The sequence below is a fragment of the Paludibacter jiangxiensis genome (genome assembly GCF_001618385.1).
Classification (GTDB): domain Bacteria; phylum Bacteroidota; class Bacteroidia; order Bacteroidales; family Paludibacteraceae; genus Microbacter; species Microbacter jiangxiensis.
In genome coordinates this window covers 363,045-387,944 of the sequence record NZ_BDCR01000003.1, presented here as the reverse complement: position 1 = coordinate 387,944, position 24,900 = coordinate 363,045, and the positions used below count along the sequence as shown (strand labels likewise).

Annotated in this window: 19 protein-coding genes; 5 read left to right on the top strand and 14 right to left on the bottom strand. The window is 42.6% G+C overall.

Features of this window, described 5'->3' with window-relative positions; genetic code table 11:
* Positions 1-116: 116 nt before the first annotated feature.
* The 4 genes from PJIAN_RS08120 to PJIAN_RS08100 all read left to right on the top strand — a co-directional run bounded on the left by PJIAN_RS08120 (position 117) and on the right by PJIAN_RS08100 (position 2,956).
* The gene (locus PJIAN_RS08120; RefSeq protein WP_068704659.1) at positions 117-353 is read left to right on the top strand and encodes a CDGSH iron-sulfur domain-containing protein; all 237 of its coding nucleotides are present in this window, start codon (positions 117-119) and stop codon (positions 351-353) included.
* Between the two features lie 212 nt (positions 354-565).
* The gene (locus tag PJIAN_RS08115) at positions 566-1,057 is read left to right on the top strand and encodes a hypothetical protein (RefSeq protein WP_068703897.1); all 492 of its coding nucleotides are present in this window, start codon (positions 566-568) and stop codon (positions 1,055-1,057) included.
* Between the two features lie 754 nt (positions 1,058-1,811).
* Positions 1,812-2,324: a hypothetical protein gene (locus PJIAN_RS08105; RefSeq protein WP_153802524.1), complete on the top strand. Its 513-nt coding sequence runs from the start codon at positions 1,812-1,814 to the stop codon at positions 2,322-2,324.
* Between the two features lie 131 nt (positions 2,325-2,455).
* Positions 2,456-2,956 carry a hypothetical protein gene (locus tag PJIAN_RS08100; protein WP_068703885.1) on the top strand — a complete coding sequence of 167 codons (501 nt, stop codon included), beginning with the start codon at positions 2,456-2,458 and terminating at the stop codon, positions 2,954-2,956.
* Between the two features lie 74 nt (positions 2,957-3,030).
* Here the strand turns inward: PJIAN_RS08100 and alaS are convergent, their stop codons facing one another.
* From alaS to lepA, 6 genes are all read right to left on the bottom strand, one after another.
* Complete coding sequence (gene alaS / locus PJIAN_RS08095) at positions 3,031-5,646, bottom strand: alanine--tRNA ligase (protein WP_068703883.1); 2,616 nt, start codon at positions 5,644-5,646, stop codon at positions 3,031-3,033.
* Positions 5,647-5,670: 24 nt separating this feature from the next.
* Complete coding sequence (locus PJIAN_RS08090) at positions 5,671-6,249, bottom strand: adenylate kinase (protein WP_068703881.1); 579 nt, start codon at positions 6,247-6,249, stop codon at positions 5,671-5,673.
* Between the two features lie 59 nt (positions 6,250-6,308).
* Complete coding sequence (gene hpt, locus PJIAN_RS08085) at positions 6,309-6,857, bottom strand: hypoxanthine phosphoribosyltransferase (RefSeq protein WP_068703879.1); 549 nt, start codon at positions 6,855-6,857, stop codon at positions 6,309-6,311.
* A 109-nt stretch (positions 6,858-6,966) separates the two neighbouring features.
* Positions 6,967-8,973 carry a tetratricopeptide repeat protein gene (locus PJIAN_RS08080; RefSeq protein WP_068703877.1) on the bottom strand — a complete coding sequence of 669 codons (2,007 nt, stop codon included), beginning with the start codon at positions 8,971-8,973 and terminating at the stop codon, positions 6,967-6,969.
* A 138-nt stretch (positions 8,974-9,111) separates the two neighbouring features.
* Positions 9,112-11,454, bottom strand: a complete 2,343-nt coding sequence (locus PJIAN_RS08075; protein WP_439951401.1) for a transglycosylase domain-containing protein — start codon at positions 11,452-11,454, stop codon at positions 9,112-9,114.
* A gap of 66 nt (positions 11,455-11,520) precedes the next feature.
* Positions 11,521-13,308: a translation elongation factor 4 gene (lepA, locus tag PJIAN_RS08070; protein WP_068703875.1), complete on the bottom strand. Its 1,788-nt coding sequence runs from the start codon at positions 13,306-13,308 to the stop codon at positions 11,521-11,523.
* A 435-nt stretch (positions 13,309-13,743) separates the two neighbouring features.
* Between lepA and PJIAN_RS08065 the strand changes: the two genes are divergently transcribed.
* A complete protein-coding gene (locus PJIAN_RS08065) occupies positions 13,744-16,905 on the top strand; it encodes a TonB-dependent receptor (RefSeq protein WP_068704655.1) in 3,162 nt (1,053 codons plus the stop codon).
* 66 nt (positions 16,906-16,971) lie between these two features.
* Here the strand turns inward: PJIAN_RS08065 and PJIAN_RS08060 are convergent, their stop codons facing one another.
* The 8 genes from PJIAN_RS08060 to PJIAN_RS08025 all read right to left on the bottom strand — a co-directional run bounded on the left by PJIAN_RS08060 (position 16,972) and on the right by PJIAN_RS08025 (position 24,854).
* Positions 16,972-18,195 carry a M16 family metallopeptidase gene (locus PJIAN_RS08060; RefSeq protein WP_068703873.1) on the bottom strand — a complete coding sequence of 408 codons (1,224 nt, stop codon included), beginning with the start codon at positions 18,193-18,195 and terminating at the stop codon, positions 16,972-16,974.
* Between the two features lie 168 nt (positions 18,196-18,363).
* Positions 18,364-18,714, bottom strand: a complete 351-nt coding sequence (rplT, locus tag PJIAN_RS08055; protein ID WP_068703870.1) for a 50S ribosomal protein L20 — start codon at positions 18,712-18,714, stop codon at positions 18,364-18,366.
* Between the two features lie 91 nt (positions 18,715-18,805).
* Complete coding sequence (rpmI, locus tag PJIAN_RS08050; protein WP_068703868.1) at positions 18,806-19,003, bottom strand: 50S ribosomal protein L35; 198 nt, start codon at positions 19,001-19,003, stop codon at positions 18,806-18,808.
* Positions 19,004-19,066: 63 nt separating this feature from the next.
* Positions 19,067-19,597, bottom strand: a complete 531-nt coding sequence (gene infC, locus PJIAN_RS08045) for a translation initiation factor IF-3 (RefSeq protein WP_068703865.1) — start codon at positions 19,595-19,597, stop codon at positions 19,067-19,069.
* 148 nt (positions 19,598-19,745) lie between these two features.
* Complete coding sequence (locus PJIAN_RS08040; protein WP_084252328.1) at positions 19,746-21,053, bottom strand: ABC transporter permease; 1,308 nt, start codon at positions 21,051-21,053, stop codon at positions 19,746-19,748.
* A 14-nt stretch (positions 21,054-21,067) separates the two neighbouring features.
* Complete coding sequence (locus PJIAN_RS08035) at positions 21,068-22,246, bottom strand: ABC transporter permease (RefSeq protein WP_068703863.1); 1,179 nt, start codon at positions 22,244-22,246, stop codon at positions 21,068-21,070.
* A 70-nt stretch (positions 22,247-22,316) separates the two neighbouring features.
* Positions 22,317-23,318 carry an HlyD family secretion protein gene (locus tag PJIAN_RS08030; RefSeq protein WP_068703861.1) on the bottom strand — a complete coding sequence of 334 codons (1,002 nt, stop codon included), beginning with the start codon at positions 23,316-23,318 and terminating at the stop codon, positions 22,317-22,319.
* Positions 23,319-23,351: 33 nt separating this feature from the next.
* Entirely contained in the window at positions 23,352-24,854 is a 1,503-nt protein-coding gene (locus PJIAN_RS08025; protein WP_068703858.1) for a TolC family protein, read from the bottom strand.
* Positions 24,855-24,900: the final 46 nt, after the last annotated feature.

The window sequence follows — 24,900 nt, the reverse complement described above, 5'->3', positions numbered from 1 at the left end:
TTGTGCTACATTTTTTCTTAAATATGCAATCGGATTTTTCTTTCAATAGCTTACATTTGCTGGCGAAAGATTTATTACATATTCTTTTATATATTCATTTTAAAATTCAAAACATTATGGAACCAGAAGTAGCAAAGAAAGGCCCTTTTGCTGTAGAACTTGAAGCCGGGAAAGAGTACCACTGGTGCGCCTGTGGTAAAAGTAAAAATCAACCATTTTGCGACGGATCGCACCACGGCAGCGAATTTACTCCGGTAGCTTTTATTCCCGAGAAGGCCGGAAAATATTTCTTGTGCGGTTGCAAGCATTCGCAAAACAAACCATTCTGTGATGGCACTCATGCCAAACTTTGAGTAACCGGCAACCATTACAGCAAGGAAGACGAATTTTACCGCCTTCCTTTTTTTGTGCTTAATACCGGATTAACTTACCGTTTGGTTTGTTTTCTTATCTTTTGATTGTGAGTTAATTATTCCTTATTGGATTAAACTTGTCGATGGCCGGTAAGTCAAACTGACAAACACTCTCAAAATAGAGTTAGTATTAACGTTTAATTTTTTGACTTATGAAGACAAACAAAATTCTGGGCTTAGCCCTATTGTTCTCTGCCATTAGTGTGGGAGTTGTATCTGCTCAACAAGAACAGAAGCCTGTTAATAATCCGCAGGACAGGATTGCAAAACATGTTGACCGTATGAAACAGGAACTGAAACTGACTGATGCCCAGGTTGCCATGATGAAAGATCTGGAACTGTCAATGCTGAAAGAGCGCCAACAAATGCAGAAGAATGTTCAGGATCTCCGCAAAGATTTTATGTCTAAGATGAAAGGACATGAAGCTGATATGCAGAAAATTTTAACTCCTGAACAATTTCAGAAATATCAGGCTAAAATGCAGCGTATGAAGGGCCGCATGGAAGGATATAAAATGGGAATGCGTGATGCACGAAAAATGGATCGTCCGGCAATGCGACATGGTATGAATGGCAACGACAAAAAGCATCAGGCTCCGTCTGATGTTCCATCAACTGATAAGGATGCCCAATCGCAGAAATAAACTGGCGTTTCTTTATTGGCACTTATGATGGTTCCGGGTTTGTTTGGAACTGTCATCAATCCTTTTGTCTGCTCTTTCTTTATGGAAGGGTGGATGAAAGGATTTTTTTTGCATGAAATTTTACCTGACTCCGGCTCTATCATAGATTACGCATATAAGAAATTGGCAAGGAAAAGATGCTAAATTTGTAATAAAGGCTAAGTCAGATTAGAGCGGCCTTGTCCGGAGAGCCAAAAAACAAGAGAGGCAAGCGTAAAATTGTCCATTGTTTGAAGCTCCTGACGCAAGGAAGGGGCAAGTTTGGACAATTTAGCTTGACGAGCGCCGGTTTTTTGAGCGAAGCGGGCATAGCCTTGAATTTTTTGCTTCCTTTTTGTTTTAAGACAAAAAGGAAGTCAGGGTTACAGGGGCAGAAGCCCCTTATTTAATTCTTATAATGCGTAAACCCTACCGACTCTATTCAACTTTTGGAAGGATCATACTATCCACTCTTTTTTCCTCGCTTTTCCACATTGTTCCACACCTGAATGAAGGTATTTGATGTTGATTAATAGTGGTTTGTCTATATTGGCATGGTTGTTGATCGTTATTGGGATATAACCAATACAAATCACGAAACACTATTTTGAAATGGAGTGTTAACCCTTTAATTTTTTTGATTATGAAACGAGCATGTTTTTACCAGAACACAAACTTGCATGAAAATCAGGACATGCGAGTTCCATCCGGCAACTTAAAAACAAATTATTTTCGGATGAAAAGGACTAAGATTATCTTTTTTATTTGTGCCCTTAGTTTAGTTTGTTTTTCTTCGGCACATGCGCAGGTAAGGGTAAATGTGAATCTTGGAATACAACCAACCTGGGGGCCCGCATCATATGACTATGCAGAGTATTATTTTCTGCCCGAATTGGGGATCTATTATTCGGTTCCTGAACGTGTGTTTATCTATCCTCATGGCAACGGATGGAAGTTTGCCAAAAGGCTGCCGGGGCGTTACCGCCATTTTGATCTTTACTCAACGTATAAAGTTGTGGTAAATGAGCCCAGACCGTACATGCGTCACGGATATTACGTAGAGCACTACCGCGACTACAGAAATATGCATCAGGAGAACCGTCGTGATTTTCAAGGTGATAATGGACTGCACAGGGGGTGGGAGAAAAATGGGAAAGCTCGTGGCTATGACAGAGATGATGATCGGGGCTACGATCACGACAATGGTCGAGGTAACAGAGGTCATGGTCACGGACACGACAGAGATTGATGTTCGATTTTTTTTAACTCAATAAATCATACTATAAATATGAAACGAGCATGTAAATGCTTTACATCCAAGGTGATGATAATATTAGCATGCGAGTTCCATACTTCCTTAAACAAATAAATTATTATCGTATGAAAAAGTATCTTGTACTAGCAGTATTTGCATTTGTTTCGGTAGTCGCTTTCAGCCAAAATTCATTGGCAATGGGACGCACGCAGTTGAATTTTGGTGTCGGTTTTTCCGATTGGGGAGTGCCGGTTTATTTCGGCTTCGACCATGCTGTGAGTCGGGATGTGACTCTGGGAGGAGAACTTTCTTATCGCTCTTACCGCGAGGATTGGGATAACTATTATTACGATCACTCGATAGTCGGAATTTCGGGTAATGCGAATTACCATTTCAATAATCTTTTGAGAATTCCCCGTAACTGGGATTTCTATGCCGGACTTAACCTCGGGTTTTATGTCTGGAATTCTCCCGATATATACCACGGTTCGCATACTTCGGGTCTTGGCCTTGGAGCACAGATCGGGGGACGCTATTTTATTTCCCGAACTGTTGCTCTTAATCTCGAATTCGGCGGTGGCAATGCTTTCTCCGATGGAAAAATTGGTTTGACAGTGAAGTTGTAATTTGTTTTTTACAAACGAAAAGCCCCTTGAACAGATTATCCGTTCAAGGGGCTTTTTTATGGTTTAATGAGCTATTAAATCAACTCAATAACTTTGGCTACAGCCTGATCGAGTCCTTCCGGTTTTTTACCTCCGGCAGTTGCCAGGAACGGTTGTCCGCCGCCACCGCCGTTGATAAACTTGGCAGCTTCGCGTACCATGTTGGAGGCATTGTATCCGGCATCCACCATCGGTTGACTGAGGAAAATCGTGAGTGACGGTTTGCCTTCGAATACGGTTCCGGCAACGAACAGGAATTTCACATCGCTGAATTTACCTTTGAACTGTGAAGCAAGGCCACGTACCAGATCGGGGTTTTCGTCGCCCTGATGACGAATCACTTTCACACCGTTGATCTCTTCCGCACGTTGTATAAGAATGTCGCGCAATTGCAGCATCTTTTCCTGCATGAAGCTTTCTATCTGCTTCTTCAAGGATGCATTTTCGTCCAGCGCTTTTTGTACGGACTGGAACATGTTCGGCGCGTTATTGAACAACAAGTGGATGCCTTTCAACAGGTCCTGCTGATTCTGAACAAATTTTTCGGCACCAACACCGGTTACAGCTTCAATTCGGCGAATCCCGGCAGCTACTGAACTTTCGGCAGCAACTTTGAAGAATCCGATTTCGCCGGTAGCCTGAACGTGTGTACCACCACATAGTTCAACGGAAGAACCGAATTTCACCACGCGGACATGATCGCCGTATTTTTCGCCAAACAGCGCCATGGCTCCCAAAGCACGTGCTTCGGCAATCGGCATGTTACGGTGTTCGTCGAGCGGACGGTTTTCACGAATCTTGGCATTTACCAGCTCTTCCACCTTGCGAATCTCTTCGTCGGTCACTTTCTGGAAGTGAGAGAAGTCGAAACGCAATGTGTCGGGCGAAACGAACGAACCTTTTTGTTCAACATGGCTTCCCAATACTTCGCGCAATGCTTCGTGCAGCAGGTGAGTTGCCGAGTGGTTGTTCTCCGTAGCCTGACGTTTGTCTCCGTTTACTTTTACGTTGAACGTTGCCGTAAAATCGGAGGGTAATTTAGCCGTCAGGTGAACGGGTAGGTTGTTTTCGCGTTTGGTATCGAAAATTTCTATCGTCTCGTTGCCGTCGGCCATGATGCCGCTGTCGCCAACCTGACCACCCATTTCTGCATAGAAAGGAGTCTGGTCGAGCACTATCTGATAGAATGATTTGTTCTTTTGTTTTACAAGGCGGTAGCGAAGAATGTGAGCTTCGGTTTCCAGCAAGTCGTAACCTACGAAAGCCGTTTCTCCGTCGCGAACGCTCACCCAGTCCCCGGTTTCCACGGCAGCTGCGTTGCGGGCACGTTCCTTCTGCTTCTGCATTTCGGTGTTGAACTCATCGATGTTGACTGTCATTCCGTTTTCGCGCAAAATCAGTTCCGTCAAATCGAGAGGAAATCCGAATGTGTCGTAAAGTGTAAAGGCATTTACCCCGCTGATTTCGGTTTTGCCTTCTGCTTTCGTTTCGTCAATCACTTTGTCGAGCAAACGGATGCCGGTTTCGAGCGTGCGAAGGAACGATTCTTCTTCTTCCTTAATTACTTTCGAAATGAGTGATTGTTGAGCCTGTAATTCAGGATAAGCAATACCCATGCTGTCGATCAGAGCAGGCAACAGTTTGTACAGGAATGCCTGTTTTTGGTCAAGGAAAGTATACCCGTAACGCACGGCGCGGCGCAGAATACGTCGAATAACGTAACCTGCCTTTGCATTCGATGGTAATTGCCCGTCGGTAATTGAAAATGAGATGGTGCGGATATGGTCGGCAATAACGCGCATTGCGATATCCGTTTTGTCGTTAGCACCATACTTGATGCCGCACAACTTGCCGATTTCGCCGATGATCGGTTGGAATACGTCGGTGTCGTAGTTCGACAGTTTGCCCTGCATAGCCATACAAAGGCGTTCGAAGCCCATTCCGGTGTCGATTACCTTGGCTGGCAGCGGTTCGAGCGAACCATCGGCTTTGCGGTTGTATTGCATAAACACCAGATTCCATATTTCGATTACCTGCGGATGGCTTTGGTTGACTAAAGTCAGACCGTTCACCTTAGCCCGTTCACTGTCGGGACGGATGTCAATATGAATTTCGGAGCAGGGACCGCAAGGTCCTGTATCACCCATTTCCCAAAAGTTGTCGTGGCGGTTGCCGTTGATGATGCGGTCGGCAGCGATGTGCTGTTCCCAGTATCCGGCAGCTTCGTTGTCACGTTCCAGCCCTTCGTCGGGCGATCCTTCAAAAACGGTAACGTAAAGGCGGTTTTTATCCAAACCAAGAACTTCGGTAAGGTATTCCCACGCCCATTCAATGGCTTCCTTCTTGAAATAGTCGCCGAACGACCAGTTGCCCAACATTTCGAACATGGTGTGGTGGTAGGTATCGTGTCCTACTTCCTCCAGGTCGTTGTGTTTTCCGCTCACACGCAAACATTTTTGCGAATCGGCGATGCGCGGGTACTTAATCGGGTCATTCCCCAGAATAATATTCTTGAATTGGTTCATCCCGGCATTGGTGAACATCAGCGTGGGGTCATCCTTGATAACCATCGGCGCCGACGGCACGATGTGGTGCTGCTTGGATTGAAAGAAATCGAGAAACGATTGGCGAATTTCTTTAGAAGTCTTCATTGTATTGAGTTTGTAAACGGTTTCTTAGTTAGCTACCTTGTCGAGGGTAGTTGCAATGCGTCCGAAAATTTCATCAATTGTGCCGGTACCTTTGATGTGTGTGTATTTGCCGGCTTCCTTGTAATAGTCCATTACAGGAGTGGTTTGGTTGTGATATACTTCGAGACGGTTTTGAATTACTTCGAGGTTGTCGTCCGAACGACCGGTTTCCTGTCCGCGTTTCAAAAGACGGGTAATCAGTTCCTCTTTTTCAACGTCGAGTTCGAGCATGACAGAAACATCCTGATTGTTCTTTTTCAGCAGAACGTCGAGCGCTTCTGCCTGAGCAACCGTGCGGGGAAATCCATCAAAAATAACACCTTTGCGTCCGGCGGCCGTGTCGGTAAGTTTCTTGGCAAGCATATCGATAATTACCTGGTCGGGCAACAATTGACCTTTGGAAATGTAGCTGTGGGCCAGTTCTCCAAGCTCGGTTTTTGCTGCGATTTCGGCACGAAGCATATCGCCGGTCGAAATATGAAGCAGGTTATACTTTTCTGTGATACGTTCGCTTTGGGTTCCTTTACCTGAGCCCGGAGCTCCAAAAATGATAATGTTAAGCATGATGTAAATCCTTTTGCGCCTTCACCCTCGTGGAGACAGTTCATTAAAATGGTTAGCTTTTAATGTGCTTTTTCCGGTATTAATGTATAGATTTCTTTAAGGTTACGGCCATAGCCGTCATAATCGAGACCATACCCTACAATAAAATCGTTGGGTATTTCCATTGCAACATAGTTTAGTTCAATATCGCATTGCAATGAGTTCGGTTTCAGGAAGAAAGTGGCAACGCGAATATCGGCAGCTTTCTTCTCTTTCAACGAATTGATAATTTTTTGCATCGTGAAGCCTGTGTCAACAATGTCTTCAACGATTACAACCGTGCGGCCTTCCACGCTTTCGTTCAGACCGAAAATTTCTTTCACAACACCTGTCGTCGAAGTTCCCTGATATGAAGACAATTTGATAAACGTGATTTCGCTCGGGATATTGACGCTTTTCATCAAATCGGCGGCAAACATAAATGCACCGTTGAGTACAACAAGAAATAACGGGTCTTTGCCAGCCAAATCCCAGTTGATACGTTCAGCAACATTCTTAACGGCTTCCTGAATTTTTTCGTCAGGGATTGATACCGAAAATACTTTGTCTTTTATTTTTATAGTCTTCATACAGAGTTACTTTTGTAATATATCTCAATTGAAATAATTTTTTCATTCCGCGAAAAAATTAAGTTGCAAAATTACAAAAAAGAGACTGAAACACGGTATAAATAAGGAATTAATTGTCGTTAAGTCTCTTGATAATGTTATAAGCCTGATATATACCCAATTCGCCGGCTTTGCTCAGATCAATGTTCGCTTTTTTTGCATCGTTGAGAAACAGATAGGCAAGGCCTCTGTTGAAAAATGCTTCAGCAAAATCAGGTTGAGATCTTAGAGCTTCTGTATAAATATCGATAGCTGATTCAAAGTCTTTTTCCTGACAGTACAAATTACCAAGGTTGAAGCGGGCAAAAGCAAATTCAGGAGCCAACTCTATCACTTTTTTGTAATCCTTCGCAATGGTTTCGAAGTCATGTTTATAGAGTTTTTCATCTTTAAACTCTGATTTAACCTCTTTGTTTTCAGGATTGTTTAGCTTGAAGTCTAATAACTTATACAATATGTTGGCTCGGCAAAAATAGGCCATCGTAAAGTCAGGACGTAGCTCAATAACCTTGGAGAAATCCTGAACGGCATTCGTATAATCCTTTACCAACGCATAGTTTATGCCACGTACAAAATAAGCGTCGGCATTTGGCTTTCTATTGATTTCGGTGGTCATGTTATCAATTGCCTGAAAATGCATTTGAATCATCTCCTGAGTGAGCGAAATTTCGTCATTCGTGATTTTTAACTTAGCGTTCAGCTTGTGCTGCTTGTTGTAATCGTCTATTACAGAGAAATAATATCCCAGACGCTTCAGTTCGTTTTCTTTGCTGTAATAGCTTAAAACAAAGTTGGGTTCGTTCGAAATTTCTATGTTGACATTCTGTATTGCACCCCTTAAACCACCTTTTTTAGGAGCCTCGTCGGAAGGATTTCCTCCCCGGGCCAGTACGTCGTTGAAGATAGAAGCCTTAGTTTCATTGCTCTTGGTACTTTTTGCCATCTGAGCCTGAGTATTAGGTTCTTCCTCTTTCTTAACCGTATTTCTGGGCTTTTTCTTCTCAATTTCCTGTGCCGTCATTTGGTCAAGATAAGCGCCTTTTGCATCATGCTGTAGTTGCTTTACTTTGGCTCGTCCCCAAAAGGCAGGAGAGAATCCTGGGTAGCGGGCAATGATTTTGTTGAAATCCAGTGTAGCCTGACGATAATCTCCAATTTCGGTGTTAAGTAGAGCCCGTTGGTAGAGCGCTTCGTAATTTTCCGGTTCAGCCGCAATTACCTTGTTGAAGTCCGAAACGGCATTATTCAGGTCACCGACTTCCGAACGCAACATCCCCCGGTTGAGGTGGGCAATAATGCTTTTGTCATCGAGTTCTATAGCTTTGTCATAGTCCGCAAATGCTCCGCGATAATTTTTGTTCCAGTAATTTAGAAGTCCGCGGTTGATGTAGTCTCCTGCATATTTTGATTTCAGGGCGATGGCTTTATCAAAATCGTGCAAAGCGCCTGAGTTGTCGTGTTGCATCATCTTCAATGTTGCCAAAGCACTCCAGCCGTTACATTTGGTGCTGTCGGCCTTGATGGCATCAGTGAAGTAGGTCATTGCTCCAATGGTATCGTTTTTCTCCATCAGAATCTGGCCTTTGTCCATCAGTAGATCGCTGTCTTTGTTCTTTTTCGTCAGTTGGTCTATGTCCTTCAGCGCCAGATCGTATTTCTTCTGTAAATCGTAGACCCATATCCTCAATCGCAACAAATCGTCGTTCACCGGGTTGTATTCCAGGTACTTGTTGAGGTCCGATTCTGCTCCTTCGAGTTCCTTTAGCTTAATGCGCGAAAATCCTCTGGCATAATATGCTCCCGGAATAAAAGGGTTCAGGGCCAGTGCCGAAGAACAGTCGGCTTCAGCTCCCGCAAAATCTCCCAGTTGAATCTTGGCAATACCTCTGTACAAATATGGATCCGGCAAATAAGGTTTTACGCTGATAATTTGGTTGAAATATTGGATGGCTAACACATAGTCTTCAAAGTAGAGGGCATTTTGAGCGATAGCCATTACCCTGTCTGTATTGAGTTGAGACCAGGAGGTTCCTACTGAAAACAGGATAAAGAGGAGTGAAACAATCTTTTTTTTCATACAGGTTTTCTAAATGTTCTTTAATTCTCCAAGGTGTGGTTTTGAATTTGACTTTATACCTATAAAAAGAGTGCAATCACGCCAAAGTGAGAATTCTCACTTTAGCATGATTGACTTATATCAGCTGTGCATTTTCTGCTAGAATTGTTCCACAGCGGTAGAAGAAGGTTCTTCAGGAGGTGCTTGTCCTCCGCATCCTTCATCCGGATTATATGTTGGTGGAACTTTGAAGGTTTCCGTTTCAGAATATCCCAGCGTCGGGTCTCCATAAACTTTTCGCATGAATATTGCCCAAATAGGTAATGCCATGCTGGCTCCCTGTCCATCACTCGTGTAATCGAAGTGGACGGCTCTGTCTTCTCCACCGACCCAGGCACCGGCTACAAGACTGGGCGAGAATCCGATAAACCAACCGTCGGAGTTGTTTTGGGTTGTACCGGTTTTACCTCCAAGCTGTCCGCTGAAACGATAATTATATCTTAATCGCCCGGCGGTTCCGTTGTCAACAACGCCGCGAAGCAATGTCAGCATTTTATAAGAGGTTTGCTCACTCAGAATTTCATTCATTTTTGGTTCAAAGGAGGCAACTACAGCTCCGTTGTTGTCTTCAATGCGGGTCACGTACATAGGGTCAACGCGAACGCCTTTGTTGGGGAATGCAGTGTAAGCATCCACCATTTCCTGTAAAGAAACTTCAGCCGGACCAACACATAGCGACCATACCGGAGGAATATATCCCCGTATACCAAACGAGCGCATCATTTTTACCATTGCCATTGGTGTGAAATTGCTCATCAGTCGGGCAGTGATGTAGTTGTTCGACTGGGAAAGACCCCATTTCAGAGAAACCATTTCGCCAACTCTGCTCTGGCTGCCGTTTCTTGGTGTCCAGCTTTCGCCGTTGCCCAGATTTAACGTAATTGGCGCACACAGTATCTGGCTACAGGGCCAAAAACCTTCTTCCATGGCTAACGAATAGAGGAATGGTTTGATGGTAGAACCGACCTGACGCCGTCCCATCGAAGCCATATCATATTGGAACATATTGAAATCGGGGCCTCCTACGTATGCTTTTACGTGACCATTGTTTGGATCCATACACATAAAACCACATCGCAAGAAATATTTCAGATAACGGATGGAGTCCATCGGAGACATTACCGTATCTATTTGTCCTCTGTACGAGAAAACCTGCATGGAAACTTTCGTGCTGAAAGCTTTTTTGATGTCAGCAGCGCTTGCACCTGCACGCTTCATATTACGATACCGGTCGGATAATTTCATTGACCGGTTCATGATATCGTCAATATCCTGCTCGCGTAAAGTGCGGGAGAACGGAGCGTAACTCCGGCCTTTCTTTTCTTTGAAGAATTTGTCCTGAAGTGATGTTATTTGTTCATGTACAGCTTCTTCAGCATATTTCTGCATCCTTGAATCTATCGTCGTGTAAATCTTTAATCCGTCAGTATAAAGATTGTATGGCGAACCGTCCGATTTGTGGTTTTTATTGCAGAATCCGTATAAAGGATTGGTTGCCCAGGCAATAGAGTCATCCACATATTGTTGCTTTTGCCATGATGCATAATCTGCTTTTTCGGGTTTATCGGCAGTCAGAATTCTTCTCAGGTATTCACGGAAATAAGGAGCCGCACCAATCTTATGGTCTACACGCTGGTATTTAAGTGTAAGCGGTAGTTTGCTTAACGAATCTACCTGAGCATGAGATAGCATGTTGGCTTTTTCCATCTGTTGGAAAACCGTGTTGCGTCGTCCCCGGGTTCTTTCGTTGAAACGTAAAGGATTATAATAAGCAGGGTTTTTGCACATCCCAATCAGAGTAGCTGCCTGTTCAATAGTCAGTTTATCCGGTGTAGTGCTGAAGTAAACCTGAGCTGCAGTGCGTATTCCAACGGCATTGTTGAGGAAGTCGAACTGGTTCAGGTACATGTTGATGATCTCTTCTTTGGTATACAGCCGCTCCAGCTTGACGGCAATCACCCATTCGTTGGGCTTCTGCAACAAGCGCGTTATGAAGTTGGGCGCATGAGGAGAATAAAGCTGTTTGGCTAGCTGTTGTGTCAGCGTACTGGCACCACCGGCACTTTTAATTTGAAAAATACCGCGAAGAACCAGAGAGCGTGCCAGTGCCCAGCCGTCGATACCGGAGTGATCGTAAAATCTTGAATCTTCCGTTGCTACTAACGCATTAATCAGGTTTGGCGAAAGATTCTGGTAGATTTCGCTCATTCTGTTGCCTGAGCTCAAAGAGAAACTTCCCAACAGCTTCATGTCCGACGAATAAATCTCAGAAGCGTAACGGTTGCGGGGATTTTGCAATTCGCTGATTGGAGGCAAATAGCCAATCCATCCGAAAGATATGGCAATAAACAGCAGTACAACAGCCAATAAAAAACCTGCAAAACTTAGCCAAAACCATTTCAGCATTTTTCGGGCTTGTGGCGTTATTTCTTTCTTGGTCATATTATCTATTATTTTTCAAGTTCAAAGCTTCAAGTTTAATAACCTTTCAACCTTCAAATCTATATATTAATCCAGTTTCAGCACCGCTAAGAATGCTTTCTGAGGTACTTCTACCGAACCGATTTGTTTCATTTTTTTCTTTCCCTTCTTCTGCTTTTCAAGCAATTTACGCTTTCGGGAGATGTCACCACCGTAACATTTGGCCGTCACATCCTTACGTACAGCTTTTATAGTTTCACGGGCAATGATTTTAGCACCAATGGCAGCCTGTATGGCAATGTCAAATTGCTGACGTGGGATAAGCTCTTTCAGCTTTTCGCACATCCGGCGGCCGAGAGTATACGCATTGTCAACGTGAGTAAGCGAAGATAAGGCATCTACAGGTTCTCCATTCAATAAAATATCCAGTTTCGCCAGTTTTGATTCACGAAAATCGTGCATATGATAGTCGAATGAAGCATAACCTTTCGAGATACTTTTCAGTTTGTCGTAAAAGTCAAACACGATTTCTCCCAGTGGAATATCGTAAATCAGTTCTACTCTGTTGGATGAAATGTAATCTTGTTTGATCAAAATGCCACGTTTACCCAGGCAAAGTGTCATGATCGCACCAAGAAAGTTGGTCTGCGTAATAACAGAAGCCCTGATATAAGGTTCTTCGATATGGTCGATAAGAGTAATGTCGGGCAACCCGGAAGGGTTGTGTACCTCAATCATATCGCCTTTTTTAGTGAAAACACGGTAGCTTACATTCGGAACGGTTGTAATAACATTCATGTCGAACTCACGATCGAGTCGTTCCTGAATAATCTCCATGTGGAGTAATCCCAGGAAGCCGCAGCGGAATCCGAACCCAAGCGCGATGGAAGATTCCGGTTCGAAGGTGAGCGAAGCGTCGTTAAGCTGAAGCTTTTCAATGGACGAACGAAGATCTTCAAAATCTTCCGTTTCAATCGGGTAAACTCCGGCAAATACCATCGGTTTTACCTCTTCAAATCCGGCAATGGCTTTTTCGCAGGGACGTTTTACATGCGTAATCGTATCACCCACTTTTACTTCTTTAGAGGTCTTGATCCCCGAAATAATGTATCCTACATCTCCGGCGCTCAATGAAGTGCGTGGTGACATATCCAGTTTGAGTACGCCGATTTCATCCGCTTCGTACTCTTTCTGGGTAGCAACAAATTTAACTAGATCGCCTTTGCTGATAGTCCCGTTGATGATTTTATAGTAAGCAATAATTCCGCGGAATGAATTGAAGACCGAGTCGAAAATAAGGCATTGAAGAGGAGCTTCAGGATCGCCGACCGGTGGTTTTATCCTGGTTACGATGGCCTCCAGAATTTCATCAACGCCAAGACCGGTTTTACCGCTGGCACGAATAATTTCTTCCCGCTTGCATCCTAGCAATTCAACAATCTGGTCTTCTACTTCTTCGGGCATGGCGCTGTCCATATCCATCTTGTTCATCACCGGAATAATCTCCAGATCATGTTCAATGGCCATGTAGAGGTTGGAAATGGTTTGTGCCTGAATGCCTTGTGTGGCATCAACAATCAACAGAGCGCCTTCGCAGGCAGCTATGGAGCGGGAAACTTCGTAAGAAAAGTCTACGTGACCCGGAGTGTCAATCAGATTGAGAATATAGTTATCGCCATTGTGCAGATATTCCATCTGAATGGCATGGCTTTTAATAGTTATACCTCGTTCACGCTCCAGGTCCATGTTATCGAGTACCTGAGCCTGCAAATCTTTTTGAGAAATGGTATTGGTAACTTCCAGTAGACGATCTGCCAGAGTACTTTTGCCATGATCGATGTGGGCAATAATGCAAAAATTTCGTATATGCTTCATTCAAAAGGGTTTGTCTTTCTTCGAGTGTGAAGTGTATTTAGAAGCAAAAGTAAAAATAATATCTGTCGTGAGCAATAGCTGGATTGGCAATTTTCAAACCGGCTATAATTGGGCTTAAATGGTATGATTCTTCATTAAATTGTAATGATTTTTTAGATTTGCTGACGTACTTTTGTAGTCCAAATTAAGGAACTATACGTAAAGAATTAACATTTGAAAGTGAGTTGTTGTTGAAAACTTCTAAAGAAAAATGTGTGTAAATTGAATATTTATAGATATTTTTGTGGCGTTCAATTTGTTATCTTCTTGCTAATGAACATTTTTGCATTTTCAGCAGATTATGTTTATTATAAATCCTTTCCTTTAAAAATAATACTAGACAAAATCAGCCTTTATACTGGAAATTATTTAAACGTCCAATTTAATTTTATTTTTATGAAAAAAACAGGTAAACGATTAGTGCTAATGGCGTTGGGGTGCATCATGGCTTTATCGGCTATGGCGCAGGTCACAACAGCGAGTATTAACGGTCGTGTTGGAGATGATAAAGAGGCGATAATCGGGGCTACGGTTCAGGCTATCCACCAACCTTCTGGTACGTCGTATGGTGCAATTACAAATGAAAAAGGGAGATATTCCATTCAGGGTATGCGTGTGGGGGGACCATACAAAATTATCATTTCTTATGTGGGATATAAAAAAGTTGAATACAATAATATTCAATTGTCGCTTGGTGACCCATTGACATTAAATGTGAATCTTAAAGAGAACGTAAAAGAATTAAATGAGGTTGTTGTGAGAGCTAACGCAGGTGTAAAAAGTGCCGGCGGTGGAGCTGCCACAAACTTCAAAGAAAATCAAATTGTAAATGCCCCTACCATTGACCGTAGTATTTACGATGTGGCCAAGTTGTCTCCACTCGTTTCTTCTGCTAAAATTGGTGGGATCTCAATTGCAGGTTCCAATAACCGTTATAACTCTTTCCAGATTGACGGTATGGTAAGTAATGATGTGTTCGGATTGGCCAGTTCAGGTACCAACGGAGGACAGACAGGAGCAAACCCCATTTCACTGGATGCTATTCAGGAAATTCAGGTCGTAGTTTCTCCTTTTGATGTTCGTCAGAGTGGTTTTACCGGTGGTGGTATCAATGCAATTACGAAGTCAGGTACGAATAAATTTTCTGGTTCTGCTTACGGATACTACACCGATCAAAATATGTATGGAAAATGGGATCAGATCAATAATGTGAAAGCAAAATTGGGTACACAATCTACCAAAACAGCGGGATTCACATTCGGTGGACCGATTATTAAAAACAAATTGTTCTTCTTTACAAGTGCGGAATACAAGTACGATACTTATCCTTCTACCTACTTCCCCGATTATACTACAGGTTATTTGACTGCTGGTGAAGCTAAAGCTATTGCCGATAGATATGCTCAGATTACCGGGAATGCAGATACTTATGGAAAGCGTAGTGTTAATACAAAGGGATTGTCTCTTATGGGCCGTATTGACTGGAATATCAATGCCAATAACAAGTTCTCTTTGCGTTATCAATACAACGACTCTTATAAAGATACTTACAGTTCTGGTTCTACTACCTATTATTTTGAAAATAGTGGTTATCGCATGCTCGATAAAACCAATTCGTTTGTTGCAGAATTGAATTCTAAACTCAGTAATGTATTGAGCAATGAAGCTCGTTTTGGTGTTACGTTTGTTCGGGATAGTCGTGATGTTGCTTATCAAGGACCTAACATAAGCATTAGTAAGCTTGGTGGTGGTGTAGGAACAACTACAGGTAAGACCACAGCTTATATTGGAACGGAGTATTCTTCTGGAGCGAACAGACTGGATCAAAATATTTATACATTAGAAGATAACCTGACATGGTATCACGGAGACCATACTTTTACCTTCGGTACGCATAATGAATTTTATCGAATGAATAATTTGTTCATTCAGGCATCAACCGGAGCATATTATTATAACTCGCTGACAGATTTCGTGAACGACAATGCTTATCAATTCAAGTATAACTATTCTGACTATGATTTGACAGGTAGCTATAAGTGGGCTGGTACAGTAAAAGCAGGACAGTTTGGTCTCTATCTGCAAGACAAATGGAGTATAAATAACAACTTTAACGTTACTTATGGTGTACGATTCGATGTTCCTATGTGTTTCAATAAACCTACAGCTAATGACGCATTTAACCTTAGTACCTATTCCACTACTTATGGTGTAAAGGTCGGAGAAGTTCCTTCTACAAAAGTTATGATTTCTCCTCGTGTAGGTTTCCGTTGGTATACCGATGACAGTCATAAAACATTGGTTCGTGGTGGTGCTGGTTTATTTACAGGTCGTGTACCTTTTGTATGGTTGTCGAACATGTGGAATAATACCGGTATGGAAATGAAGGGAACTACTATTACAACGAATGTTCCTAAATTTGGTACTTTTGGTAATGATGCAGTTGCAGCTATGAAATCGGCAAGTGGCTCTGCTTCAAAACCGACTATCAACACCGTTTCTAAAGATTTCAAATATCCGCAAGTATTCCGTGCGAACCTAGCAGTAGAACAAGCATTGCCGTATGATGTTAAAATGACGGTGGAAGGTTTGTACTCCAAAACATTAAATAATGTGTGGTTTGAAAATCTGGCTCTTGTTGACAATGGTAAAAAAGTTTACGCTGTTAGTGCAGATGTTCCTAACTCGGCTACCAATTATTTCGCTACAAATGCCGGTAGCTATTACGCTATTATCAATCTTAAGAATACCAACAAAGGTTACTCATATTCATTAAGCGGTAAATTGGAAAAGAGCTTTAAGTTTGGGCTCGATCTTATGGCAAGCTACACCTTTGGTCATGCTTATTCTGTTAACGATGGAACAAGTTCTGTTGCTCTTTCTAACTGGCAGTATAACTACGCCAAAAATCCGAATAATTCCAGCGAAATGTCTTATTCTGTATTTGATATTCCTCATCGTGTATTGGCACAGGCATCATATACAACGCCTAAATATTTGGATAATCGTTTGGCAACGACAGTTTCTCTTATGTATAATGGAAGTACAGGTATGCGCTATTGCTTAACCATGAACGAAAGTGTTGACTTTAATGGTGATACACAAAAAGGTAACTCCTTATTGTATATCCCAACTCAGGATGAATTGGCAAAAATGACCTTTGCTTCAGCGGCAGATCGTACCAGTTTTGGTAACTGGATTGAAGGTGATAGCTATGCAAAGAATCACCGTGGACAATATGCTGAACGTTATTCAAACAGTGCACCATGGGAAAATCACTTTGATCTTCATTTTGCAGAAAGCTTCTACTATCTAAAAGGCAAGAGCAATAAGATTGAATTGTCTTTAGACATTATCAACTTTGGAAATATGCTGAATAAAGAATGGGGTGCTGTTTATGGTAGTGACTATACAGTACAGCCATTAAAAGTTACTGCAATGACGAAAAATGCTAATGGAGATTATGTTCCTACTTATTCTTATCAGGATGATAAGGTGTACAAAAGTAGTTTCTCAAGTCGCTGGCACATGCAGGTTGGTTTGAAAGTTACTTTCTAATCTCGAATTTTTATATCAACAAAAAAGGCGTCCATTGGACGCCTTTTTTGTTGAATAACCAAGAACTTACTCAGTATAAATCAGTTTGCTGAGAAGTTCTGGAGCAAAAACTTCCTGAGCTATTTGTTGTAATTTTTCCGGGGTGATGAGTTTTAGTTTTTCGGCTGACTCTTCAATGGAATCAAACCTGTTGAAGTGAAGGATGCTTCGGCCTAAACTCAGAGCCAGATTTTCCTTGCTTTCTGTTGCAATGGTCATTTGCCCAAGGAGCTGTTTTTTTGCTTTCTCAACGAAATTTGACGTCAGAGGTGCTTCCCTAAGCCTCGACAGCTCTTTTTCGATAAGTCGGGCACATCGGTTCATATTCTTAGGGTCTGAGCCAAAATAGATGGTCAGAGCACCGGTATCGGTATAGGGCGCGAAGTTTGATTCGACGTTATAAACTAATCCGCTTCTTTCGCGCAACGAAAGGTTGAGCATGCTGTTCATGCCTGGACCTCCCAGGATATTATTCAGCAGGTGCAGGGCTATTCTGTCGGGGTGATGAAGCGTATATGCCCGGTTGCCGAGTATGTAATGAGTCTGGTGGGTGTCGCGGTTTGCTTTTTTTGATTGAGGCTTGTAAAGCTCCGGTAATTGACGAATGAGAGGTGCTGATCCGGCTGGAATCCCACTGAGGTGCTTTTCTGCCAAACGAACAATCTTCTTAAAATCGGTATTGCCAAGCGAAAAGAAAACCATTCTGTCGGCGGTGTAGTTGCGATGGTGGAATTCCACGATGTCTTTATGGGTGAAATTCTTCAGGGAATCGACACTTCCTAATATGTTTCGTCCGATGGCGTATTCGTCGAAAAGTATTTCTTCAATTTCGTCGAATATCAGGTCGGAGGGCGAATCGTTGTATGATTCTATTTCATCCAATACAATATCAGTTTCTTTAATCGTTTCCTTTTCGGGGAAAATAGAGTTGGCCGCCATATCCGAAACTAATCCAATCGCTTTTTCAAAATAACGCTCCAGGAAAACGGAGTAAAGAAATGTTTCTTCCTTGGTGGTGTATGCATTCAGTTCACCGCCAACCTCTTCCATGGAGGTGATGATGTGCCATGATTTGCGGTGTGAAGTGCCTTTGAAAATAAGATGTTCTATGAAATGAGCCATGCCATGTTCATGGGGCAATTCGTCGCGGGTGCCGACATTGATTGCCAGCCCACAATAGGATACAGGTGATGGATCGGGCTTATGAACTATCCGGAGTCCGTTAGAAAGGGTATGTGTCAGATATTGCATGTGTAGTGTGCTGGTTTGGAAATATGCCAACGGTTAATTCTTCCTCGTAGAGTAGGGAAGGCCTACGGCTGTGGAGTCTTGCAAGCTGAAATGTTGAGCCTATTCGTTGGTATTCAAAAATAAAAGCCGCCCGTATAGGCGGCTTTTCCCAATTATATAAGTTCTTAATTAAGCGTTTTTAGCTTTGGTAACGATAGCTTTGAAAGCTTCCGGATGGTTCATAGCTAAATCAGCTAATACTTTACGGTTCATTTCGATACCGGCTTTGTGGAGAGCTCCCATTAGTTTAGAATAAGAAAGTCCTTCCAAACGTGCAGCTGCGTTGATACGCTGAATCCATAATGCACGGAAGTTGCGTTTTTTGTTTTTGCGGTCACGGTATGCATACTGTAACCCTTTTTCCCATGTGTTTTTTGCTACGGTCCAAACGTTGCGGCGAGCACCGAAGTAACCACGGGTAAGTTTCAATACTTTTTTACGTCTTGCCCTTGAGGCGACATGATTTACTGATCTTGGCATAATAAAATGTTTTGTGAATGGTAGCGCCGCATTTTACTGCGAACTTGAGGCTAAACATTCGGTTACTAAAGTGGAATTAAAGAGAGTGTGCTTATTTAAGACACAACATGAATTTAACGTTATTCAAGTCTGTTGAATCAACCAAACCTGCGTGGGTAAGGTTACGTTTTTGCTTGTTGGTCTTTTTAGTCAAGATATGGCTTTTGTAAGCATGTTTTCTCTTGATTTTTCCTGTTCCGGTAAGGGTGAACCTTTTTTTAGCACCGGAATTAGTTTTCATTTTTGGCATGTTCTGTTTTTATTTTAATTGAATAATTGGGACATTTTTAGCGAATATCGGAGATGCTCATTTTTATTTCGCAGGCTTTTTCGGCGAAAACATAATAATCATTCGTTTGCCTTCGAGTGTGGGTAATGAGTCTACTTTTGCCAAATCTTCGAGATCGCTCGCAAAACGAAGCAGAAGCACTTCTCCCTGCTCTTTAAACAGGATGGAACGACCTTTGAAGAATACGTAAGCTTTAACTTTGCACCCTTCTTTCAGAAATTCCTGAGCGTGTTTTAGTTTGAAATTATAGTCGTGATCGTCTGTTTGCGGTCCGAAACGGATTTCCTTCAAAACCACTTTCGAGGCTTTCAGTTTCATCTCTTTTTCGCGTTTCTTTTGCTGATAAAGAAACTTTTGATAATCTGTAATCCTGCAAACAGGAGGAGCTGCATTCGGGGATATTTCGACCAAATCTAACCCCAAATCATCGGCTTTACGTAAAGCTACTTCAATAGAATAAACACCCTGTTCGACGTTTTCGCCTACTAACCGAACTTCTCTTTCGCGGATGCGTTCGTTAATCCGGTGCAGTTCTTTTTTTTCGACTCTTGTTATCCTTGGCGCTGCTATGGCTTGGTTCCTCCTTTAGTTTTAATAGTGAAATGATTATCTTTTTTTGAGCGTGCAAATATAGTGGTTTTTTTGTTTCAAAACAAGTTATAACATTCTATTTGAAAGAAATATCTTGTTTTCTATGACAAACTTATGATTGCGAATTGGAGTTTTTGATATTGTTTGCTTGTTCACCTGACTCGTTTATTGCTGTTTCTCTTTTGTGAGAAACCATTTGGTGTGCTCTGGCTTTGGCAAGGCTTTTCTTTATTTGCCGGTGATATGCCCATACGCATAACAACAAATAGATCAATGCTTGCAACCAAAGTGTGTGATATTCTTTTGAAATTGTCTGGATATCAGCTCCCAGCGTATTTATTTTTATATAACCCTGAATTCCGTGCGTGCTTGGGAAAATCCATCCGAAAGCTTTCCAGAAACCATTCATATTGTAGTAAGGCCATGAAACTCCTCCCAAAAACAGAAGTATAAGTGAGAAAATTCCGAATGTCAGCATTCCCGTTTCCCTGTTTGGCAGGAATGTGGAAATGGTCATGGCAAAGAATATCGATGCAAGCAAAAACGGGATTACCAATCCGATTATATCTATCGAATCGCCGAGATGCGGCAGAGAGAACAGTTGTGGTATCACCTTGAGCACATAAATACTCCAGGCCAGATAGATGATAAAATATGCCGCACTTTTGCCCAGGACTACCCTAAGCGTTTTCCCTTTGTGGACAGAGGTGCTTACGAGGGCGTGAAACCGGTTTTCTTCGCGGGCCGTACCGGCAAGAATGGTGATTCCGAAGAAAAGTGTCTGGTAAAGAATCAGTACGAGTACGGCCGGAACCAAAAAGCTTGCATATCCGGCTGTCTCGTTGTATAGTACAACATCATTGTAGGGGACCGGTTCTGTAATGATTTTAGCCGATTCTCCGGTGATGCCCTGTTCACCCAGACGTTTTACCTGAATGTCTTTCCCCATATCAAGGACAACATGGTTGGTGGCTTGCAATACAGTTCGATAGTAGAGAAAACTGCTCATGTCGCAATACACAGAAATATTGGCTTTTTGCCCAGTATTAATGTTTTTGCCGAAATTGTCGGGTATGTAGATGACTCCGTTTACAAGTCGTTGGTTAAATGCTTTTTGAGCGTCATAAAGCGAAGTGTATGTGCTGAATACGTCTACTTCGGGAGTGGCGTTCAGGTGTCTGATTAATTCTGTCGATTCATGGCTGCGGGAATTATCTACAACAGCAACAGGAAGATTTATCAGGGTTTCATTTTTGTAAACAAGAGAATAGAGCAGAGGATATGCTAATACGGCCATGATGAAAATGATCACAACGCCTCTGTCGTGCGAAATCATTTTCATCTCATTGACGAAAATGTCGAACGTGTCTTTGCTGTTGGATTTTAATCGCTTGATTCCGGAAAATCGGGTTATCTTCATTTGATTGATTCCTTTTATTTGATAGGGTAATTCTGATAAATGGCTGCCTTTTTCAGTCGGACGAAAATGATTGCCGGCAGCAATGTAAATGCAAGCAAAATAACATACGATCCGAACGAATATCTAATGTCTACTCCATGCAAAGCCTGATTGACGTAAATGTTGAAATAGTGCCTGATCGGATAGATGTAGCTGAAAATACGCACAGGGTATGCCATTTGTTCAATGGGGAATGTGAATCCGGTAAACGTAAAACCGAACATGCCGTAAATCATAACGATTGATACTGAATCGCGCAATACCGGGAGAATTCCGATGATAAGTAGTCCTACAGACTGGCATGCTATCACATAAAACACGGTTGCCAGCAGCATCCAAAACAGGCTGGAGTTGAGTGGAAAATGCAAATATCCGAACAGAATAATGTTGGATAAAAATCCCAGGCAGATGAAAATGGCCGTGTAGGGCAGTAGTTTGCCGATCAGTGCTTTTGAAAAAGAGTTATTAGCCGTTCGTAACCAGTGGCGTGATGTACGTTCCTTGAATTCGATGCCAATGACGAAAACCGTAGTCATCAGTATTACGAACTCCAGCACTCCGGGAAAGAAAACGTTCAGGAAATAATCGCTGTAGTTCGACCATGGATTGCCAATCATATGGGTGTCGATGGAGACCGGTTGGACGATGCCGGGAATGAGGCTTTCGTCCACTCCCTTGGCTCTTAAAACCTTCTGCTGAACTCCGCCGGAAGTCAGAAGACTCATCGTGGAAATGTCTTTTAGCAATAAAGATCCTGCTGTGAGGAAAGCGTCGTTGATGTAGAATGTGATGGGCGGTCTTTTATTTGCCTGTAATTTTTCGGAGAACCCCTTTTCAATCTCCACAAAAGCGTAGATGTTTCCTTTTTGCATTTCAACCCGCGCCTCTTTGAAATTACTCAGTCTCATCACAATTCTGGCTTGTTGTGTTGCATCAAGATTACGGCAGAATTGTCGTGAAATTTTGGAGTTGTCATGGTCGATAATACCAACAGGCATTTTCATTAATTGCCCTTCGTTGAAGAAAGATATGAAAAAGATATAGCAAAAACTCATGATCCCAAGTGTGAGAATCAGGTACATGGGACGGCTTTTCATTTTTGCCAACTCTCGTCTGAGTGTGGCGCCGATGACTGATGCTTTTTTATCGGGCATGTAAGTTCTGAATTTAGTGATGAAAATAATCGGTTTAAGATAGTGGGTGCGATAGCGCCTGAACGAGGCGTTATTTCAATGTTTCTTCCAAAAGGGCACTCATTCCGGGACGAAGACCTTCAACTTTGCTTGTCGGACGGGCACGTACTTCGAATGTCTTGATGTCAAATTGTCCGGTCGTTTTGGTTGCTTTCCAGGTGGCGTAAGAAGCCAATGCTTTGATGTATGTTACTTTTACCTGTACGGTTTTATTCCCCAAAGCGGGAACTTTTACGTTGAACGTCGATCCCATTTTTATAGAGGAAAGCAAATCTTCACGGATGTTGAAGGTGAACCAGATGTCGTTCAGGTCAACAATGCTCATGATAGGAGCGCCAGTGCCGACCAGTTCTCCGCGTTTGGGATATATCTCGGTAACTTCGCCGTCAATCGGAGATACAAGACAGGTTTCATGAAGATATGCCCTAACTTCCTGTACGGCACCTTTGGCTCTGTTTACCATTGCCAGTGCTGCGGCTTTGTCTTCGTTTTCGGTACCGTTCATAGCCATGTCGTATTGTGTTTTTGCAGCATTTGCCTGAGCCACGGCTGCTTTGTACTGCGCTTCTGCTTCATCGTGTTTTTGGGCAGTTACAACCCCTTTGTCGAACAGTCGCTGAACACGGTCGTACGATTTTTTTGCAATATCAACACCCACGACTGCTTTTTGCCACATCTCATAAGCACCAGCTATTTGTTCCTTACGGGCACCTTTATTGGCTTTTCTGTCCTGCGCCAGAGCTGCATCTTCTGCTGCTGTTGCCTGTTCCAGTTTTGCATTCAGTTCAGGACTGTCAATGACAACAACGGTGTCGCCGGCTTTAACCTTTGCTCCTTCTTCGGTCAGGAATAGTTTTATTCTGCCCGGAACTTTTCCCGAAACTCTCACTTCGGTAGCATCGGCTTCTCCCTGAATGGTAATAGGTTCTGGCCTGAAAACGAATAATCCGATAATGAACAGAATGACGAGAGCCCCCAAAAGGCTGATAAGTCCTATTCTCAAATCTTTATTGTTGATGTTTTCTTTTTTCATGTCAGTGCGAATTTAGATATTTAATGAGTTTGGTTATTTTTTTATTGTATTGTTTGTTGCGGGAGCTTTAAGTGTTCCTAACGACTTCTCGAGGTATAAGTTGCAAAGTTTTACATCGATGATGGCATCGATGTTTTCGGATTTCGCAGATAACCATGCTGTTTGAGCTGCTAACAAATCGGTCGAAGTAATTACTCCGGCTTCAAATCCTTCGGTAGCATAGCGCAGATTTTCTACAGCCTGATCGATGTTGTGTTGAGTGGTGGTTTGCTTTTTGATGCTTTCCGCTGTTTTGTACGAGCTTTGTTTGATTTGGAGCTCCATCTTTTCTTTTGCTTCCTGTAACTGAAGTGTTGCAATGCGATATTGCGATTTTGCAGCATTTAGCGTGTGCAATTTGTCTCCGAAATGGAACAACGGAATATTGGCAACCACTCCGACGGTGAACATTCCTCCGAATTTGGTCTCAAAACCATTGAATGAGTTGGGATTGGACACAAGATAATTGCCTGTTAATGCAATGTTGGGCAGAAACCGTGAGAACATCGCCTTTTGATTGGCTTTGGCAATGCTTTGCATCTGTGTCAGTGCTTTTATTTCGGGGCGGTTTGCCAATGCCTGATCTATGGGAATTAATTGAGGTTCCACAGCTTTTGTGTCAAGACTCTGGTCTGCCAGACGGTATTGTTCATCCAGCGGCATTCCGCATACCTGATTCAGGGCCATACGCGACAGGTTTAGTCCGTCTTCAGCTTTGGTGAGGGCAACATCGGCTTCGTTGAGCTTAACTCTCACCTTGAGAGCATCTGCTTTTGTGGCAACTCCTTCGTCTACCATTGTTCGGATGTCGGAATCCATTTTTGCAATCAATCCCTTGTATTCTTTGGCTAAAGCAACTTTGCTTTCAAGCGATACTACGCGCCAATAGTCTTCGTCTACTTCCTGCAAGAGTTCGGTCATTTTGTTTTCCTGTTGTGCACTCGCAAGGTGTTCTCCGTATTTTGCAATGTCGTATAAAGCTTTGATTTTGCCTCCCATAAATATAGGTTGTGTGAAACCGATGGTTCCGACAAATACATTCTTCATATCGAATTCCATTGCTTCTTTCGGGAGTAAGGCTTTGTTTTTCCATTCGATTTTATCCGGGCTGGTGGAAGGGTTGAAAGGTTTACCGTTGGCATCTAGTGGAACAGGAGTCCCGTTGACGACAGTCCACGAATTGTTCCAGGATGCTCCATAATTGGGCGTGCCGTTGGCATTGAGCGAGTACACCGGCAGGTATGCATCTTCAGCAAGAAGAGATACATTTTTCTGGTTCCATGTGTATGCTGCGTTTGCCGAGAAGTTCGGGAAGAATTGTGTAAAAGCGGCTTGTTTGTATTGTTGAGCGACTTTTACATTTTCTTGTGCTATCTGGATGCTTTTATTGTGCGCAATTGCCATCTGTCTGCACTCTTCCAGTTGAAGTGTCTTTTGACTATACAGCGATGTTGCAAAAAGTGTAGATAAAACTAAAACACAGATTTTTCTTGCCATAATCGTAAGTTGAGATTTGAATAGAAGTTGTTTGTGCAACTATTAG